General features: G+C 70.2%; 8 protein-coding genes. 2 read left to right on the top strand and 6 right to left on the bottom strand.

All coding sequences use genetic code 11. The annotated features are described in order from the left end of the window. Positions 1-9 precede the first annotated feature (9 nt). Together ACFXJL_RS27030 and ACFXJL_RS27025 are read right to left on the bottom strand one after the other, a co-directional pair. Complete coding sequence (locus ACFXJL_RS27030) at positions 10-1,446, bottom strand: condensation domain-containing protein (protein ID WP_384641051.1); 1,437 nt, start codon at positions 1,444-1,446, stop codon at positions 10-12. Next, on the bottom strand, positions 1,443-4,943 hold the full coding sequence (locus ACFXJL_RS27025) for an amino acid adenylation domain-containing protein (RefSeq protein ID WP_384696580.1): 3,501 nt from the start codon (positions 4,941-4,943) through the stop codon (positions 1,443-1,445). The genes ACFXJL_RS27030 and ACFXJL_RS27025 overlap by 4 nt, the downstream gene beginning before the upstream one ends. 173 nt (positions 4,944-5,116) lie before the next feature. Here ACFXJL_RS27025 and ACFXJL_RS27020 point away from each other — a divergent pair, with 173 nt between their 5' ends. Continuing rightward, positions 5,117-6,874 (top strand): ABC transporter ATP-binding protein, encoded by a 1,758-nt coding sequence (locus ACFXJL_RS27020; protein WP_384696577.1) that lies wholly within the window; start codon positions 5,117-5,119, stop codon positions 6,872-6,874. After that, positions 6,874-8,631, top strand: a complete 1,758-nt coding sequence (locus ACFXJL_RS27015; protein WP_384696574.1) for an ABC transporter ATP-binding protein — start codon at positions 6,874-6,876, stop codon at positions 8,629-8,631. The genes ACFXJL_RS27020 and ACFXJL_RS27015 overlap by 1 nt, the downstream gene beginning before the upstream one ends. A 253-nt stretch (positions 8,632-8,884) precedes the next feature. Here ACFXJL_RS27015 and ACFXJL_RS27010 read toward each other — a convergent pair whose 3' ends face one another. Genes ACFXJL_RS27010 through ACFXJL_RS26995 form a run of 4 tightly spaced genes read right to left on the bottom strand, consistent with a single transcriptional unit; the run spans position 8,885 to position 18,229 of the window. Further along, entirely contained in the window at positions 8,885-13,180 is a 4,296-nt protein-coding gene (locus ACFXJL_RS27010) for an amino acid adenylation domain-containing protein (protein WP_384696571.1), read from the bottom strand. Next, entirely contained in the window at positions 13,177-13,935 is a 759-nt protein-coding gene (locus tag ACFXJL_RS27005; protein ID WP_384696568.1) for a thioesterase II family protein, read from the bottom strand. Before ACFXJL_RS27005 ends, ACFXJL_RS27010 begins: the two co-directional genes overlap by 4 nt. Then, positions 13,932-14,717 (bottom strand): alpha/beta fold hydrolase, encoded by a 786-nt coding sequence (locus ACFXJL_RS27000; RefSeq protein WP_384696565.1) that lies wholly within the window; start codon positions 14,715-14,717, stop codon positions 13,932-13,934. Before ACFXJL_RS27000 ends, ACFXJL_RS27005 begins: the two co-directional genes overlap by 4 nt. Beyond that, a complete protein-coding gene (locus tag ACFXJL_RS26995) occupies positions 14,717-18,229 on the bottom strand; it encodes an amino acid adenylation domain-containing protein (protein WP_384696562.1) in 3,513 nt (1,170 codons plus the stop codon). The genes ACFXJL_RS27000 and ACFXJL_RS26995 overlap by 1 nt, the downstream gene beginning before the upstream one ends. Positions 18,230-18,317 lie beyond the last annotated feature (88 nt).

Below are 18,317 nucleotides of genomic sequence, written 5' to 3'. Positions count from 1 at the left end.
GGCCCGGAGCTAGCTCCGGGTGCCGCTCGCGCGGCGCAGTGCGCTGTCGAGGTCGTCCAGGAGCGTGCGTACCGTCTCCCGGTCGAACATGTCCGTGCTGTAGGTGAACTGGACGTCGATGCCGGCTTCGCGGACGAAGACCTCCAGGCCCAGCGGGACGAGCGGGAACTGCGCGGCGCCGTTGTCGGCGCGTTCCCACGTCGTCCTCACACCGGGTAGGTCCGGGCCCTCGATGTCCTGGGCGACAAAGACGACCAGGGAGTCGAAGAACGGCACCCGGCCGGTGCCGTCGTGTCCGGCGAGTTCGTTGGCGAGGGGCAGGAACGGATAGCCGCGGTGGACGAAGCCCGGCTCGTAGCCGTCCTGGACGCGGCGCACCAGATCAGCGAAGTCCGTCGCTCCGGCGAGGTCGAACCGGAGGACCACCGGGTTGCTGAAGTTCCCGACGAGCCGATCGGTGCCCGGGTGGTCCCGGTCCACCGCGAGGGTGCCCAAGGAGATGTCGGTGGCCTGCGCTCGATCGCGGAGCACCTCGGCGTAGCAGGCGAGGAAGACGACGAAGGGTGTCGTCGCCCAGGTACGGGCCAGTTCACGCAATTGGGAGGGGGTGGTTCCGGTGAGCCTGCGGTCCTCGCGGGCGCCCTGGTCGCTCGGGACGGCCGGCGCCCCTTCGCGGTACGGCAGTGCCAGTGGCGCGGCTGGCGGTGTCAGCCGTTGCCGCCAGTAGGCGTGGTCCTCGGCGGTCGACGGTCGCTCGCGCCAGGTGCGTTGCTCCCATTCCGCGTAGTCGGCGTACTGGGGGTGCACGACGGCGGTGTCGGGATCCTTGCCGAGCAGTACGAGTTCGTAGGCGTTCCGCAGGTCCTTGGAGATGGCGGCCAGCGTCATGCCGTCCCACACGATGTGCTGGATGAGCAGCACGATCGTGTGGGAGTCCCGGGAGTGCCGGAGGAACCGCAGCCGCAGCGGGCCTTCCTTGGCCAGGTCGAACGGCTCCGTCACGGCTTCCTCGACGAGGGCGTCGACCTGCTGTTGCCTGGCCGGTGCCGAGAGGGTGCCGAGGTCGACCCGGATGATGGGCGGCGGCAGCGTCGGGTGGATGTACTGGTACGGCTCGCCTTCGGGGTCGGCGTGGTATGTGGTGCGCAACACCTCGTGGCGGTCGACCACGGCCGCGAACGCGGTTCCGAGGGCGTCGAGGTCCAGGGTTCCGGTGGCGGTCAGGACGAGGCAGAGGTTGTTGGCGACGCTGTCGGGGTGGGCCTGCTGGTAGGACCAGGCGTGTTGTTGGGCGAAGGACAGCGGTGCCCTCCTGGGGTCGCTACGGCGCGGAATCGCGGTGTCCGGTTTGGCCCGGGCATCGCTGATCCCGGCCGCTCGCAGTCTGCGGGCAACGAGTTCCCTGCGTCGCTGCGCGCTCGATTCATGTGGTGCGGGGGAGGTCATCCGTGGTCCCGTCCGGCGCTGGTGCCGTCGTCGGCCAGCAGGTCCAGATAGAGCGTGGCCACCTTTTCCAGGCGGCCCGGTGTGCGCTGTCGGTCGGCGAGCCGAACGGCGAGTCCGCGCACATTGCGGCCGGCGTAGAGGTCGGCGACGGACACGTCGGAGGTGTCGAGCCACTCCCTGATGCGGGCGACAGCGACCGTGGCGAGGACCGAGTCGCCGCCGAGGGTGAAGAAGTCGGATTCGACGCCGATCCGCTCGGTGGAGAGGACGTCGGCGATGATGCGTGCGAGCGCGTCTTCGAGGTCGTCCCCCGGTGGGGTGTACTGCCGTTCTTCGCCGCCCACGGCGAGACGGGCGCGCAGGGCCCGGCGGTCGATCTTCCCGCTACCGGTCAGCGGGAGCGCGTCGAGCAACTCGATCCGCTCGGGCACCATGTAGGGCGCGAGCAGGGTGCCGACCTCGGTGCGCAGTCGGTCGGGGTCGAGGGCGGGATCGCCGACCACGGCCGCGGCCAGTGCCCGGGTGTGCGTACCGACTGCTTCAACCACGGCACGTTGGACACCGGGCAGGGACCGCAGTGCGGCTTCGACCTCTCCCAGCTCGATCCGATACCCGCGGATCTTCACCTGGAGGTCGCGGCGGCCGAGGAACTCGATGGTGCCGTCGGGCCGGTAGCGGGCCGAGTCACCCGTGCGGTACCAGCGTTCGCCGGCGTGGTCGACGAACCGTTCGGCCGTACGGTCGGGGTCGCCGCGATAGCCGCGGGCCAGTCCGCTGCCGCCGATCCAGAGCTCTCCGGCCACCCAGTCCGGACAGTCCAGGCCGCGTTCGTTGACCACGCGGCAGCGGACGTTGTCCAGGGGGACACCGAACGGAACAGCGGTGCAGTCCTCGGGCAGCGGGCCGGTGACCTCGCACACCGTGTGGTGGATCGCCGTCTCGGTCGCGCCGCCCAGCCCTGCGAAGCGGCAGCCGGGGACCAGTTCGCGGAGCCGGCGCGGCAGGTCGACCCCGACCCAGTCGCCGCCGACGAGCACCGTACGCAGTCGGTCGCCCAGTCCATCGGCGGCAGCGGCGCTGAGGATCATGTCCAGCAGTGCCGGTACGCAGTAGAGCTGGGTGACGCGATGGCCCCGGACGAGCTCGGCTGCCCGGTGTCCGTCGCGGCGGGTCGCCTCATCGGCCACCACCACACTGCCCCCCACGGAGAGCAGTCCGAAGACGTCCTGGACCGAGAGGTCGAACTCCAGGGGCGACAGAGCGAGGCTGCGGTCGTCACGGGTGACGTCGAACATCTCGATGCAGCGCTCGATGGTGTTCACCGCGGCGGAGTGCGGCACCTCCACGCCCTTGGGCTCGCCGGTGGAACCCGAGGTGAAGAGCACGTACGCGATGGTGTCGTCGTCCACGGGTACGGGAGCCGACAGCGGCTCGGGGAACGCGGCTGCGGCGTCCAGGCTCAGCACGGGCACGGAGGGTGCGGATCGGTCGTCGGCCGCGGAGGGCGGCACGATCCCGAGGACGACTTCGCCGATCTGCTGGATGCGGTCGCGCCGCGCCGGGGGCTGGTCGTATCCGATGGGGACGTAGGTGGCGCCGGCGGCCAACACACCGATCGCCGCGATGACCTGGTCCACGCCCTTGGGCAGTTGGATGGAGACGGCCTGCCCCGGACCGATGCCGCGGTCCCGTAGCGCTGCGGCGACGCGCAGTGTCCGCTCGCGCAGGGCGCCGTAGTCGAGCGACTGTCCCTCTCCCCACAACAGTGCAGTCCGCTCGGGGGTGTCGAGCGCCGCGGTGAAGAACGCGTCGTGGAGGCACCGTCCGGACCGCGGTGCGGTGCCACCGTTGAGTCGGCGCCGCACCTCCTGTTGTGCAGGGGGCAGTTGGGAGCCGAGCGGACGCGTCCAGTCCGCGTCGTCGGCGAGGAGCTCTTCGATGATCTCGCGGTGGCGCCCGAACATCTCAGCCATCAGCCCGGTCGGGAAGGCGTGTTCGCGCACGTCCCAGTTGAGCAGGAGTCCACCGCGCAACTCGACGACCTGCGCGTCGAGTACGACCTGCGGCCCTTGGGAGACGATCCACACGGGCTCACCGAAGGTGTCTCGCACCTCGTCGCGGAAGAGTTCGCCCAGATTCAGCCCGCTGGTGTACACGACGGGTGCGAGCAGTGGTTCCCCTCGGTAACGTCCGAGGTCGCGCAGTACGTCGAGGCCGGGGTACGCGGCGTGGGAGACCCCGTCGTGGAGTCGTCCTTGCAGGTCACGGGTGCGGTCCAGGATGCTGGCGTCGTTCGAGCACTCCATGGCGAGCATCACGGAGTTGCTGAAGTCGCCGACGACCCGTTCGACGTCCGGATGGGTGGGTTCCCGATTGAACAGGGGCAGGTTGAGGAGGAAGTGCTGCTCGCTCGACCAGCGCCCCACGACTTCGGCGAAGACCGCGGCCAGTACGGTCGCGGGCGTGATGCCGGCCCGACGCGAGCGGTCGATCAGCCGTTCTTTGCTCGCCGCGTCGATCCAGTGGTCGTACCGCACGGTCAGATGTGGATCGGGGCGGTCGGCTTCGGGGACCAGCGGCAGCCGCGGTGGATCTGGGAGCTCGGGGAACTTCGTGTGCCACCAGGCCCGCTCGCGCTCGGCGGGCCGGGTCCGGGATGGCTCGGCGAGGTACTCGCGGTAGGTGTAGTCGAGGGCGTCGATCGATCCGTCGCCGTCGGTGTAGAACTCGGCCAGGTCCGCCATCAGCAGTCGATAGCTGAGCGCGTCGGCGGCGAGCATGTCGACGTCGACGTGGAGCCGGGTGTGACCGCCGGGGAGTTCGGTGAGGACGACGTCGAAGACCTTGCCGTCCGCCGCGGGCATCCGCTGGTGGGTCATGGTGTGGCGCATCTCGGCGAGCCGCTCCGCCACTTCGGTGTCGGACAGCGACTTCAGGTCGACGTACCGGAAGACGGGTAACTTGGCCCGGTCGAGGACCTGTTGCCGACCGTGGTCCAGGAACTGGCAGCGCAGCATGGGATGCCGGCGCACCAGGGCGTCCACGGCACGTGACAGCCGTTCGGGTTCCACATTCCGCCCGTCGAACTCGGCGTAGAGGTGGGCGGCGACACCGCCGAGCGCCTGTTCGTCCGACCGGCCGACCCAGTAGGCGTGTTGCATGGTGGCCAGGCCGAAGGTGTCATCGGCCGAGAGGGTCTGCGAGGGTGTAGGGCGGGCGGTGTGACGTGCCCCCGGTTCCGCGGGGGGTGGCGTTGCGGTGGATCGTTCGGCGAGGAGCTCTCCCCAACGCCTGACGGTCGGATCCAGCGCCAGATCGCCGAAGTTGACGTCATGGCCGGCGCGCCGCCAGGCAGCCGCCAGCTTGATCATGCCCAGCGAATGCATGCCCAGTTCAACCAGGTTGTCGTCGATGTCCACTTCAGCGCTGGACATGCCCAGTTGCTCGGCGACCATCGCGTGGATCTCCGACTGGCGCAGAAGACGCTCGTTCCCCACAGCCACAGCTCCCTAAAAAGTTAGGTAAGGCTTACCTATTCAAAGGAATGAGCGATTGAACCGTCAACCCCCCAAAGCCGCAAGGAGTTAGGTTTGGCTTGCCTAATGACTGGATAGGGTCGGGAGGGTATTCGCCACCCGACCATCGCTTTCCCTGCCAAGGAGCAATTCGCGTGACCGACCGCCAAAAAAGTTCGAAGCCATCACGGGTCGATCCACGCGTTTTTCATGAACTCACCGCCGACGCACGAGGGTTACTCCGCGGCGCCCTGTCCCTCCAGGCGCTCTCCGCCGTCCTGACCCTGCTGCCCTATGTCGGGCTGTGGCTGATCGCGGATGAAGCGCTGGGATCGGGCCGCACCGAACCCATCGTCTACGGAGTGCTCCTCATCGCGGCCTCCGCCGTGGCGGCACTCCTGCTCCGACTCAGCGCCTACGCCCTGAGCCACCGGGCCGACCTACGGGTACAGCGCTCGGTCCGCAACCGGGTGGCATCGCATCTGGCCCGCCTGCCGTTGGGCTGGTTCACCGCTGGATCGGGCGGACGCACGCTGGAGACCCTCCAAGGCGATGTGGAAGAACTGCACGCAGCCGTGGCACACGGTCGGATGGAGGTCGTCGCCGCCGTGGTGACCCCCTCGATCGCCGTGGGCTGGCTGGTCACCGTCGACTGGCGGCTGACACTGCTCGTGGTCCTTCCCAGCACCGTGGTCCACTTCCAGCAGCGCCGCCTCCTGGCCGGCGCCGGCGAACGTCAGCGCGGAGTGATGGTCGCCCTGTCCTCGCTGGTGGACGCGATCACCCAACTCGTCCGCGACCTGCCCACCCTGCGCGTGGTGCGCAGGGGTGACGGCGCCGGCACCATGGTCGCGGCGAGCGATCGGTTCCGGGCCGCACAGACCTCGGCGTACGTACGCGAGAACCGACGCACCGTACGCAACGGAGCCCTGGTGGACCCGGTCACCACCATGGCCCTCGTGCTCGGCGTCGGCGGCGCCATGGTCACGGCGGGATGGCTCTCGGCACCGGACCTGCTGCCCTTCGCCCTGGTCGCGGTGGCCGTCTCCAGCCCCCTCCAGGACATCGCGACGGCCCGCGCCGGAATGCGCACGGCACACCTCGCGGCCGAGCGCATCGGTCGGCTGCTCGGCACCCCGGCGCTGCCGGAACCCGAGATCGATCGACACCCCGCCGGCCGGGACGTGGTGCTCCGCGACGTCACCTTCGGCTACCAGCCCGACGAGCCCGTGCTCCACCAGGTCAACCTGGAACTGCGCCCCGGCACGATCACCGCGCTCGTGGGGCCTTCCGGCTCCGGCAAGTCCACGGTCGCCGCGCTGCTCGCCCGGTTCTACGACACCGATGAGGGCCAGGTCCTGATCGGCGGTGTGGACGTACGTGAGATGACGACCGGCACCCTCTACCGACACGTGGGCTTCGTGCTCCAGGACGCCCAGCTGATCCGCACCTCGCTCCGGGACAACATCCGGCTGGCGAAGCCCGACGCCACCGACTCCGAGGTCATCGCCGCGGCCAAGGCCGCCCGCATCCACGACAGGATCGAGGCACTCCCCCAGGGCTACGACGCCGTCGCCGGACAGGACGCCACGCTCTCCGGTGGGGAGCGGCAGCGCATCGCCATCGCCCGTGTGCTCCTGGCCGACCCGGATGTCCTCGTCCTCGACGAGGCGACCGCCGGTATCGATCCGGAGACCGAGGCGGAGGTGCAGTCGGCCCTCGCCGTCCTGGCCGAGGGCCGGACCGTGTTGGTGATCGCACACCGACCGGCCACGGTGACCGAGGTGGACCAGATCGTCGTGCTCGACCAGGGACGTGTCGCACAGATCGGACGGCACGAGGAACTCATCGCGGTCGCGGGCGTGTACCGACAGCTGTGGAACGCGTACCGGAGCAAGGAGCAGGTGGCCTGATGTTGCGCACACTTCTGGGCCTGTTCGACCCCGAGACCGCACGCGCCTACCGACGCCAACTGTGGCTCGCGGCCAGCTATGCCCTACTGGAAGGGGTCGCGTTCGGCCTGACCCTGCCGGCGCTCACATCCGTACTCGACGACGGACCGCACACCTGGGCCTGGTTCTCGGCGCTGGCCGTGGCCGTGGTGGCGACCTTGGTGCTGCGTGCCTGGCAGACCGACATCGCCCTCCAGACGACCATCGCCGCCATCAACGCACTCCACCGTCGCATCGCCCACCACCTGTCCACCCTGCCCGTGGGGTGGTTCTCCCCCGCCCACACCGGCAGTCTGATCCGGGCGATCTGGCCGGGGGCCGTCGATGTGACGAAGACCGTGCTGCTGGCCATGGCCCCGATGCTGCGGGGCGTGATCACACCGGCGGTCATCGTCGTCGTCACCGCGACCGTTGACTGGCGACCCGCCCTGGTCATGGTGGCGGCAGCACCGCTGCTGTGGCTGGTGCACCGACGCAGCAGCGCCGTGATCGACCGCAGCGAGGAGCGCACCCATCGGGCGCAGTCCGAGGCGACCGCTCGGATCATCGAGTTCGCCGAGGCCCAGTCGACCCTGCGGGCCAGCGGCCAGTTGGGGTTGGGGCATCGCCTCCTCGCCGACGCGCTCGACGAACGGGAGCAGGTGATGCGGACCGGCGTGGGACGGGAGTTGTTGGCGCGTGCCGGCTTCGGCACCACGATCCATCTGGCGGTGGCGGCGCTGGCCGCGGTCGTCGGTTGGCTGCTCCTCCACGACGACGCGCACATCGCGTTGCTCATCGCCCTGCTCGTCCTGGTCCTCAGGTTCACCGAACCGATCGGGGCGGTCGCCGAACTCGCCCGCGGGATGCGGTTGTGCGCCGCTTCGATTCGCAGGGCCGCCGATATCCTCGCCGCTGAGCCCCTGACCATGGCGTCCGACCCCACACCGGTTCCCCAGCCGGGCGTTGACGGAGGGCTCCGACTCACCCTGCGACAAGTACGCCTTTCGTACCCGGAATCCGACTGGGCGCTGGACGGGATCGAGTTGGATCTGCCCCCGGGCAGTACGACGGCGCTGGTGGGTGCGTCCGGTGCGGGCAAGAGTTCGTTGCTGCGCCTTGCGGCCCGCTTCATCGACCCCGATCAGGGTCAGGTGTTGCTCGGTGGGGTCGATGTGCGCGAACTGTCGGCCGACGACCTCTATCGCAGCCTCGGGGTCGTCCTCCAGGACGTTGTGCTCCTGGAGGGCACGATCCGCGAGAACGTACTCCTCGGACGCCCGGGAGCCAGCGAAGAGGAGCTGCTGGCCGCGGCTCGTGTCGCCGGCGTGGACGAGATCGTCGACCGGCTGCCCTGGGGCTGGGAGACACCGGTCGGCTCGGGCAGTTCCGGCCTCTCCGGTGGCGAACGGCAGCGGGTGTCCCTCGCCCGCGTCGCTCTCCAGGACGCACCGGTGGTCCTGCTCGACGAGGCGACGGCCGCGCTGGACCCCATGAACGAGTTGGTGGTGCGCCGCTGGATGCGCGCCCTCGCCGGTCGGCGCACCCTGTTGATGGTCGCCCACCGGCTGCACACCGTCGTCGGGGCGGACCAGATCGTCGTGCTGGACGCCGGCCGTGTGCTCGACCGTGGCACCCACCATGAACTGCTGGCCCGGTGCGGGAAGTACCAGGACTTGTGGCGCAGCCACGAGGAGGCGGCCGGTTGGCGGTTGAGCAGCGGGGCGAGCAGCCGCTGACGGCTCCCTTCCGACCGTCGCGAGGGCGGATCTCGCCCTCGTTCGGCACCCACTGACGCGACCGCGTCCGGCCCGTACGGCGCCGAACGCGGTCGCGTCAGTGGGTGGTGCGTCGTGGCCCCTGCGTCGTGCGTCACGCTCGTGCGCACTCGCCCGACGCATCGGGGCCGGACGCCTCGTCCGGCCCCGATGCGAGCTTTCGCACTCGCTCGTAACCCGCGGTGCGAACCCGGCGAGCATCCCGGGACAGCCCTCAGCCTTCCAGAGCGGTCACCCAGTCGTGGAGCAGGCCGTCGGCGGCCGAGAGTGCGGCGGGGTCCGCTGCCAGACCCACACCGCCGCGGCCGTCGAAGCACGCGACAAACGAGTAGAAGCGCTCCAGACCGCGCACGGTGTCGGTGAACCGTTCACCCTCGGTGGGTTTGACTCCTGGTCTGATCAGCGTGTTTGCCTCCGGCAGTCCGGTGAAGGCGCGCCGTCCCGCCGTGGTGGTGTAGCGGTAGGGCTCGTATCCCCCTGCGGTCGCCGCCAGGGCACGGTCCCGATCCGCGAGGGTCGCCACGGTGTCACCCGCCGTGGCGTGCACGGGATGTCGCCAGGAGTGGGGCCCGATCGCATCCGTCGGTGCGGGACGCAGCAGACGGTCGGTCACCGCGACCTCGGTGTCCAGCCATCGACGCAGGGCGTACAGCCAGGCGCCCACCGTCTCGTGTTCGCTGCACGACGACCGGGTGCGCACCCAGAGATGGGTGCGGGTGGTGCCCGGCTCCCCGGGTTGGGGCCACAGGGCGGTCGCCTGGCGCAGGGGCTCGGCCCACGGGCCGGGGGTCGCCTCGGGCGGGCGGGGCCAGTGCGTGCCCTCCCCCTTCGGTTCCTCCCCCGCCAGGAAGGCGCTGATCTCCAACCGCAGCAGATCGAGTGAGGTGTCGTCGACGGCCAGCGCATGGGCCGCCAGGACGATGGTGGGGCCGGGGGCGAGCACGGCGTGCAGCACCTGTCCACGGGCCACGGCCACCTGGGCACGCGCCACGGCCACCGCTTCGTCGAGGGAGCCCGAAGCGATGGACGCCAGCGGTCCCTCACCCGGCGCGGACCGGATCGACGCCCGCCACAAGGTCTTGCGTCGGGTGTCGAGGACCAGCCGCAGTGCCTCGTGTCGACTGGCCGCGCTCCGCAGGGCACGTTCCAGATCGGGCAGGGTCACCGCGGTTCCGGGTCGCCACCACGAGGATGTGACGTACTCGCCCGCCGTGGCTCCGGAGCGTCGCAACCGGTGTGCGGCGATCGGCAGCGCAACCGGTGTGGTGACGGACCCGGTACCGGAGTGCCCGACGTCGAGCAGGCCGGCCACCGTCCGATGCTCGAAGACGTCCGGTACGGAGAAGGGGAAGCCCGCCCGAGTGGCCTTGGCGACGAACGAGATGGCGGTGATGCTGTCGCCGCCCAGCGCGAAGAAGTCGTCATCGGGTCCACAGGTCGAACCGTCCCGTTCCAGCACCTGGTCGACCACGGCGCACAGGGCACGTTCCGCCGGGGTGCTCGGGGCCCGGTGGGTGGCGGGGACGTCAGCAGCCGGGACAGGAAGCGCGAGGCGGTTCACCTTGCCGTTGGGCAGGAGTGGCAGGACGGGGAGCGGGACGATCGCCGACGGCAGCAGGGCCGCGGGCAGGGCGCGCTCCAGATGGGCCCGCAGGGCGCGGGAGTCGTGGGAGGGAGGGGCTTCCTGCCCCGCGGACCGCGGGGTGACGTAGAGGACGAGTTGGAGCGAGTCCCCGGGCCCCGGTCGGGTGATCACGACCGCGTCGCCCACCCCGGGCGCGGCACGGGCGACGGCAGCCAGTTCACCGAGTTCCACCCGCTGCCCGCGGATCTTGACCTGATCGTCCCGGCGGCCGAGGAGTTCCAACTCGGTTCCGTGCCAGCGGGCCAGGTCGCCGGTTCGATAGAGGCGCTCGCCCCTGGCGAAGGGGTGGGCGACGAAGCGTTCGGCGGTCAGGACGGGTTGGCCGCGATAGCCACGGGCCAGTTGCGCTCCGCCGATGTACAACTCGCCGATCACCCCGTCGGGGGCGAGGCGCAGCCGGTCGTCGAGGACGTAGGCGGAGGTGTTCGGCACGGGTCGACCGATGGGGACGGCGGTGTTCGCCGTGCCGGGCACCGCGCCCGCCACCACATCTCCGGCCAGTTCCGAGCAGCCGTAGGAGTTGGCGAGCGCCCCCGGGGGAACCGCTGCGCTCAACTCCGCCGCGAGCTTCGCGGACAGCGGCTCACCGGTGGAGACCACCCGGGTCATCCCGTCGAAGGCGCCCGGGGTGGCGGCGATGCCGCGCAGCAGGCTGGGGACGGCCATCATGTGCCGCACGCCGTGGGCGGCGATCAGCTGGGTGAGGGCCTGTCCGTCGCGGCTCTCCGTGTCGTCGGCCAGCAGCAGGATGCCGCCAGCGGACAGGGTCTCCAGGATCTCCGTGGTGCCGTCGATGAAGGTGAGCGAGCTCTTGGCGAGGCGTGCCTCTCCCTCGTCGAGGGGCCAGAGGTGCCCGGCCCACTGGATTCGGCTCGCCAGCGCACCGCGGGAGTTGACGACCGCCTTGGGGCGCCCGGTCGAGCCGGAGGTGTATCCGATCCAGGCCGCGGCCTCCGGCGGGCTCGGCCGTGGCCAGGTCTCATCCGACGCGGTGGCCGTGACCGTGCCCGTGGCGTCCAGATCGTCGAGGAGCAGCAGCGGAGCAGTACCGTCCGGCAGGTCAGCGGCGAGCGACGCCGTGGTGAGCACCGCCGTGGGTGCGCTGTCGGTCAGCATGAACCGCACCCGGTCGGCCGGATAGGCGGGGTCGACCGGTACATAGGCCGCCCCTGCGCCCAGCACTGCGAGGACCGCCGCGACCAGGTCCGGTGAGCGCGGCAGCACCAGGGCGACCGTGCTCTCCGGCGCGGCGCCCAGTGCCTTCAGTCGGGCGGTCAGCGCACGGGCCCGGTCCCTGAGCCAACGGTAGCTGTACTGCTGGCCACCGCAGATGAGTGCGGTGGCTTCGGGGTGCAGGACCGTGCGCTGTGTGAAGTCGTCCAGCAGTGCGGGGGGTGCATCCGTCCGTTCCCCGGCCCCACGCGCCAGGAGGGGCGCGCGTTCTGACTCGGTGGGGTCGATGAGCTTGCTCACCCGGGCACGGGGCTGCCTGGCGGCCCTGGTGATCGTCTCGCCCACGAGGTCGACCATGTCGGAGACGGTCCGCTGGTCGAACAGGGCGGCGGCGTAGGTCGCCTCGATGTCGAGACCCTCGTCGGTCAGGAATCCCTGGATCGCCAAGGGGAACGCGGTCGCGCCCGTGAAGACCGTCTGCCAGCGGGCCTTGGTACCGGGCAGTCGGGGCCCGCTCACCTCTTGGGAGAGGAAGAGGGCGAGGGAGTCGAAGAGTACGGGCCGGTCGGGCTCGCCCGATGGTCGCAGCCGCTCCACCAGGAGGTCGTACGGGTACCCCTGGTGCTGGTAGGCGGTTTCGCAGGTGCCTCGCACCCGGGTGAGCAGTTCGCCGAAGTCCGGGTCACCGTCGAGGTTGAACCGCAACGCGAGGGTGTTGCCGAAGTTTCCGACGAGACCTTCCACGCCGGAGGTGTCCCGGTTCATCGCCGTGGTGCCCAGGGTGAGATCGGTGGCACCGGTGTAGCGGTGCAGGACCAGCAGTTGGCAGGCGAGGTAGACCGTGAAGACGGTGGTGGCGTGCTCACTGGCGAGTTTGCGCAGGCCCTGGGCGGCGGCGTCGGGCATGCGGCGGTCCACCCGTCCGGCCCGTTCCCCGTCTCCGGCCTCGCCCGGCCGTGCCGTCAGCAGGGGTGGTCGTGCCGGGAGGGGGGTGAAGCGGCGGCGCCAGTGGTCGAGCGTCTCCTGGTGTGCGGCCTCCGACCAGTTGCGCTGCTCCCAGACGGCGAAGTCGGCGTACTGCACCGGTAGGGGGCGCAGCGTGGGTTCGCTGCCGTGGAGCGCCTGCTCGTACAGTGCGGTGAGGTCGGCGCTCAGGGCCGCGAACGAGAGTCCGTCCCAGATGATGTGGTGCACGGTCACCACGAGGAAGAACAGTTCGTCCGACGCCTTCGCCAGCAGGAACCTGATGGGGCCACCGCGGGCGAGGTCGAAGGGGGCGGCGGCTTCTGCGGCGGCCGGTTCGTCGATCTCCTCGCCTGTGGTCTCCAGCCACCGTACGGGTGGTGGGAGTGAGGTGTGGATCTGCTGGTAGGGGTGACCTTCGTCGTCGGTGTGATAGGTGGTCCTGAGCAGTTCCTGGCGTTGTGCGACACCCGCGAGTGCGCTCTCCAGTGCGCGGCGGTCGACTGACCCTTCGAAGGTGAGTTGGATGCTGACGTTGTAGGCGCTGCTGTCTGGATTGACCTGCTGGTGCAGCCACATGCGCCGCTGGGCGAAGGACAGGGGCGCCCGGTGTGGATCGTCGCGAGGGCGGATCGCCCTGCTCGACGAGGTGTCATCGGCGAGTTTCAGGGCTTGCAGGCGGCGGCGCAGGAGTTCCTGTCGGGCCGTGTCCTGTCGTGAGGTGCTCACCGCGGGTCACCCGCCTTCGCCGCTCGGCCCTCGCCGAGGAGGCTTTCGATCGCCGCCGCGACGGTGTGCGTCTCGTGGAAGAGCGCGAAGTGGCCGCCCGGCAGGCGTAACCGTTGGCGCACGTCCACTAGCTCGGACCAGGCGAGCACGTCGGCAGGGGGGATGGCCGGGTCGTCGTCGGAGTACACCAGCAGGACGGGTGCCTTGACCTGGGGGACGGTGCGCGGTGGCTCCAGTGCGTCCCCCAGGGCCAGGTCCGCCCGTAGCGGCGGGAGCAGGTAGTCGATCACATCGGACTCCTCCAGGTCATCGGTCCCGGGACTGTCGAGCAGACGGACGAAGTCCACGAGCTCCGACGGGGTTCGACCGGGGCGGTGCGCTCCCCGGTCGGTGGCGGGCCACGCGGACAGGACCAGCAGATCCGGGTCGATCCGGGCGGCGAGGGCATGTGCCATCGCCGCCCCCATGCTGTGTCCCAACAGCGCCAACGGACCGTCGACGGTCGGCAGCCCGGCCAGGGCCCGAAGCACGCCGGCGAGCGCCTGGCCGGGTGCGAGGACCGGCTCCTCGGCCATTCGGACACCTCGGCCCGGGAGTTGAACGGCTCTCACGTCCACACCGGGGAGGGCCCCGGCCAGGGAGTGGAAGGCTGCGGCCGAGCCGCCCGCGTGCGGCCAGCACACGAGCCGCGCACGGTGCTCGGTCGCATCGACGCCCGGGGCGCGCAAGGGTTGCAACCAGGAGTCGTCCGTCATCGATCGACTCCCCCGTGGAGTTGCGCGGATCCCCATGACGGCAGCATCTCGACGATCGCCGCGAGCACCTCGGTGGCGCGCTCCCGGTGCGGTTCGTGCCCGCAGTCCGGTAAGTCGAGGCGCCGCACGGGACCGCTCACCCCCTCGACCACCGTGTCGAGCTGGTGTCGGGTGCCGTACGGGTCGTCCTCGCCCTGCACCAGGAGGACGGGGCAGTCCACCAGGGGGAGCAGCTCGGTGACGGACCAGTCGCGGAACCCTTCGGACAGCCACACCGTGCTCCACCGCTCGAAGACGGTGGCCGGGTCGTCGTGGAAGACCGCGAGGCGGGCCGCGAGGCCCCCCGTGGCGAATTCCTCGGCGGTGGCGCGGATGCCTTCCAGCGTCCTCGGCTCCACGATGACGTGCGGCGCCATCAGGACCAGTCCGGAGACGGGTTGTTCGGCGGCGTGCACGAGGGCGATCGAAGCGCCGTCGCTGTGGCCCACCAGTACGGGCGAGGTGAGGCCGAGCGCGTCCAGGAACTCCAGGAGCGGGCCGCGGGCCTGGTCGTGGAGGTAGCTCACCGGGAACGGGCCGTCGAAGGGCCAGGACCCGCCGTAGCCGTGACGGGAGAAGGTGACGACGGTACGACCGGTCGTCCGGGCGAGTTGCGCGGGGAACCTGCGCCAGCGCGCGGCGCATCCGAGCCCCTCGTGGAGCAGCACCAGCGCCGGCAGATCGGGATCCCCCTCGATCCTCAGGTATTCGACGGGGCCGCCCTTCAGCAGGACTTCCGGCATCAGTTCGCCACCTCGTCGGTGACCTCGTCGTCGGTGAGGGCCGCGACGTCGAGATAGACCTCGGCCACCTGCTCCAGTCTGCCCGGCGTCGATTGCCGTTCGGCCAGCCGGATCGCCAGTGCTTCCACGGTGCGGGCGGCCATCAGGTCGGAGACCGCGGCCTCGGTGGTGTCCAGCCACTCGCGGACCCTGGCGATCGCCCCGGTCGCCAGTACCGAGTCACCGCCGCTGGCGAAGAAGTCGTCATCGATGCCGAGCCGGTCGAGCCGGAGGACTTCGGCGAGGATGTGGGCGAGGGCACCTTCCAGGGGGTTCTGCGGAGCGCGGTAGACGTTCTTGGGGGTGGCTCCGCCCGTCAGCAGTCGACGTACCGCCCGGCGGTCGATCTTGCCGTTGGGTGTCAGGGGGATCGCGTCGAGGATGTCGATCCGGTCCGGCACCATGTAGGGCGGCAGTCGCTCGGCCAGAGCGGCACGGATGGCGCTGTCCCACTCCGCGGATGCCCCGGACGCCTCCTCCTCCTGTTCCTGCGTGCCGATCGGTTCGTCGAGGCTCACCACCGCGGCGAGGCTGGGCACGGTGGCGTCGATACGCTCGACGATCGCCTGGCGCACCCCGTCGACCGATCGCAGGGCCGACTCGACCTCGCCCAGTTCGATCCGATAGCCGCGGATCTTCACCTGTTCGTCGCGCCGGCCGAGGAATTCCAGGCTGCCGTCGGGCAGATAGCGGGCGAGGTCTCCGGTGCGGTACCAGCGCCCGCCCTGGTGGTCGACGAATCGATCGGCCGTGCGTGCCGGGTCCCCCCGGTAACCCTGGGCGACACCGCGCCCGCCGATCCACAGCTCACCGCCCACCCAGTCCGGGCAGTCGAGGCCGCGTTCATTGACGACTCGACAGGCGACGTTGGCCAGGGGCACGCCGTAGGGCACGCTCCGCCAATGGGCAGGTGCCGGCCCCTCCACCTCGCAGACGGTGGAGTGGATGGCGGTCTCGGTGGTGCCGCCGAGCGCCGCGAACCTCGCCCCCGGGAGCTGTGCCTTGAGCCTGCCGGGCAGATCCGCGCCGACCCAGTCGCCGCCGAGCAGCACCACCCTGAGCCCGTCGGAGAGGCCCTCCGGGCCGGTACCGGCTTCCAGGAGCATGTCGAGGAGCGAGGGTACGCAGTTGAGCACCGTCGGACGGTGGGTACGGACCAGCGCCGCGGTGGCATCGGCGTCACGACGGGTCGCGTCGTCGACCGCGATCACACTGCCGCCTTCCGAGAGCAGCCCGAAGACGTCGTAGACGGAGAGGTCGAACTCCAGGGCGGACAGCCCGAGCGAACGGTCCTGCGGACCGATGCCGAACCGCTCGTTGAGAGCGTCGATGGTGTTCATCGCTGCCGCGTGGGAGACCTCCACGCCCTTGGGCTCGCCGGTGGAACCGGAGGTGAAGAGCACATAGGCGATCTGTTCGGGTTGGACGGGCACGGGCCCGTCGAGGGGGTTCGCGCGCTCGGCCTCGACGAGGGCCAGTGAGCGCGGACCGGATTGTGTGGTCGGCTCCGCGGTCAGCGCGAAGTCGACTGCTCCGATGTCCTGGATGCGCTCGCGGCGCGCGTCGGGTTGGTCGGCGCCGATGGGTACGTACGCGGCCCCCGCCGCCAGGACTCCGAGGGCGGCGACGATCTGGTCCGGGCCCTTGGGCAGTTGGACCGACACCGTGTCCCCGGCTCGTACCCCGGCCGCGGCGAGCGCTGCGGCCACCCGTAGGGAGCGATCGCGCAACACTGCATAGCTGAGGCTCTCCTGGCCGCTGCCGAGTACCGCGGTGGCCTCGGGAGCGGTCGCGGCATGGGCGAAGAAGCCTTCGTGCAGGGTGCGCCCGGACACGGGACGCACGGTGTCGTTGGCCTTGCGGCGCGCTTCCGCCTGTCCGGCCGGCAGGGAGTCGATGACCGGTCGGTCCCAGCTCGCTTCGTCGGCCAACAGCGCTTCGATGGTGTCGCGGTGCCAGGCGAACATCGCGTCCATCATGCCGTCGGGGAACGCCTCGGCACGTACGTCCCAGTTGAGCAGGAGACCGCCCCGCAGCTCCACGATCTGGGCGTCGAGGACCACCTGAGGACCCTGGGAAATGATCCACACCGGCTCACCCAGGGTGGTGAGGACCTCGTCCGCGAACAGTTCGCCGAGGTTGAGGCCGCTGGTGTAGACGACCGAGGCCAGCACGGGCTCCCCGCGGTACCGCCCGAGGTCGCGGAGGACGTCAAGCCCCGGATAGGCGGCGTGCGAGGCACTGGTGTGCAGACTCTGCTGGAGGGACCGGGCACGTTCGGTCAGGGTGGCGGGGGCGGTCAGGTCGACATCGAGGAGGACCGAGCTACTGAAGTCCCCGACCATGTGTTCGACATCGCCGTGGGTCGGTTCGCGGTTGAACAGCGGCAGGTTGAGGAGGAAGCGCTGCCGGCTCGACCAGTGCCCGACGATCTCGGCGAAGACGGAGGCGAGGACCATGGCCGGGGTCACCCCGTGCGCATGGGACCGGTCGATGAGCCGCTTCTTCTGCTCGGGGTCCAACCAGTGCTCGTAGCGGACGGTGCGCAGCGGGTCCGCACGCTCCGATTCCGGTACGAGGGGTAGCGCGGGTGCGTCGGGGAGCGTGGGTACGCGCTCCTCCCACCAGGAGCGCTCGCGCTCCACCGCACTCGCGTTCAGGGCCGCGTAGTCGCTGAGGTAGTGCTGATAGGCGTAGGTGAGCGGGGAGCTGTCCTCCGCGTCGCTCTGGTAGAAGCGCGCGAGGTCGGCCAGGAAGATGCGGTAACTCAGGGCATCTGCCGCGAGCATGTCCACATCGACGTGGAGTCGGGTGCGCCCCTCGGGGAGGAGGGTCAGCGATATGTCGAGTATCTTGCCGAGTTCGGCGGGCATTCGCTGGTGCGTCTTGTGTTCTCGGATCTCGGCGAGCCGGTCGGCCACCAGGCTCGCGTCAGCCGTGCGCAGATCGGTCAGTTCCCACACCGGCAGACCCGGCCGGTCGAGGATGCGTTGGGTGCCGTCGCCGAGGAACTGGCTGCGCAGCATTCCGTGACGGCGTACGAGTCGGTCGACCGCGCGCTCCATGCGGTCGGGGTCGATGTCGTGCCCGTCGAACTCGGCGTAGAGATGGGCGGCGACACCCCCGAGCGCCTGGTCGTCGCCGCGTCCGATCCAGTAGCCGTGTTGCATGACCGCGAGCCCGAATGGTTCTGTGTCGTCCGCCCTGGGTTGCGCGGCGGTGTCCGGCCGTGGCGAGGCGGTGCCCGCGGCCAGCAGTGCGTACCAGGACCGCACGGTTGGTTTCAGTGCGAGGTCGGCGAAAGTGACATCGGCACCGGTGCGTCGCCAGCGCGCCGCCAATTTGATCATCCGGATCGAATCAAGTCCGCGTTCGACCAGGTTGTCATCGAAGGCCACCGACTGCGGATCGAGCCGCAGTGCCTGAGCGGCTAATCCTCGGATCTCTTCAAGGCTGGGGCATGAACTGTCCACAAGCTCTCCATCAAGACCTCGACTACATGCATGTGAGAGCACCGTAAGTTAGGTTAGCCTTACCTTTCAAGAGCCCATCCGGACTGCC

It is taken from the genome of Streptomyces sp. NPDC059256, from assembly GCF_042753785.1.
Lineage (GTDB): Bacteria > Actinomycetota > Actinomycetes > Streptomycetales > Streptomycetaceae > Streptomyces.
This window is presented reverse-complemented; position numbering and strand designations above follow the sequence as displayed.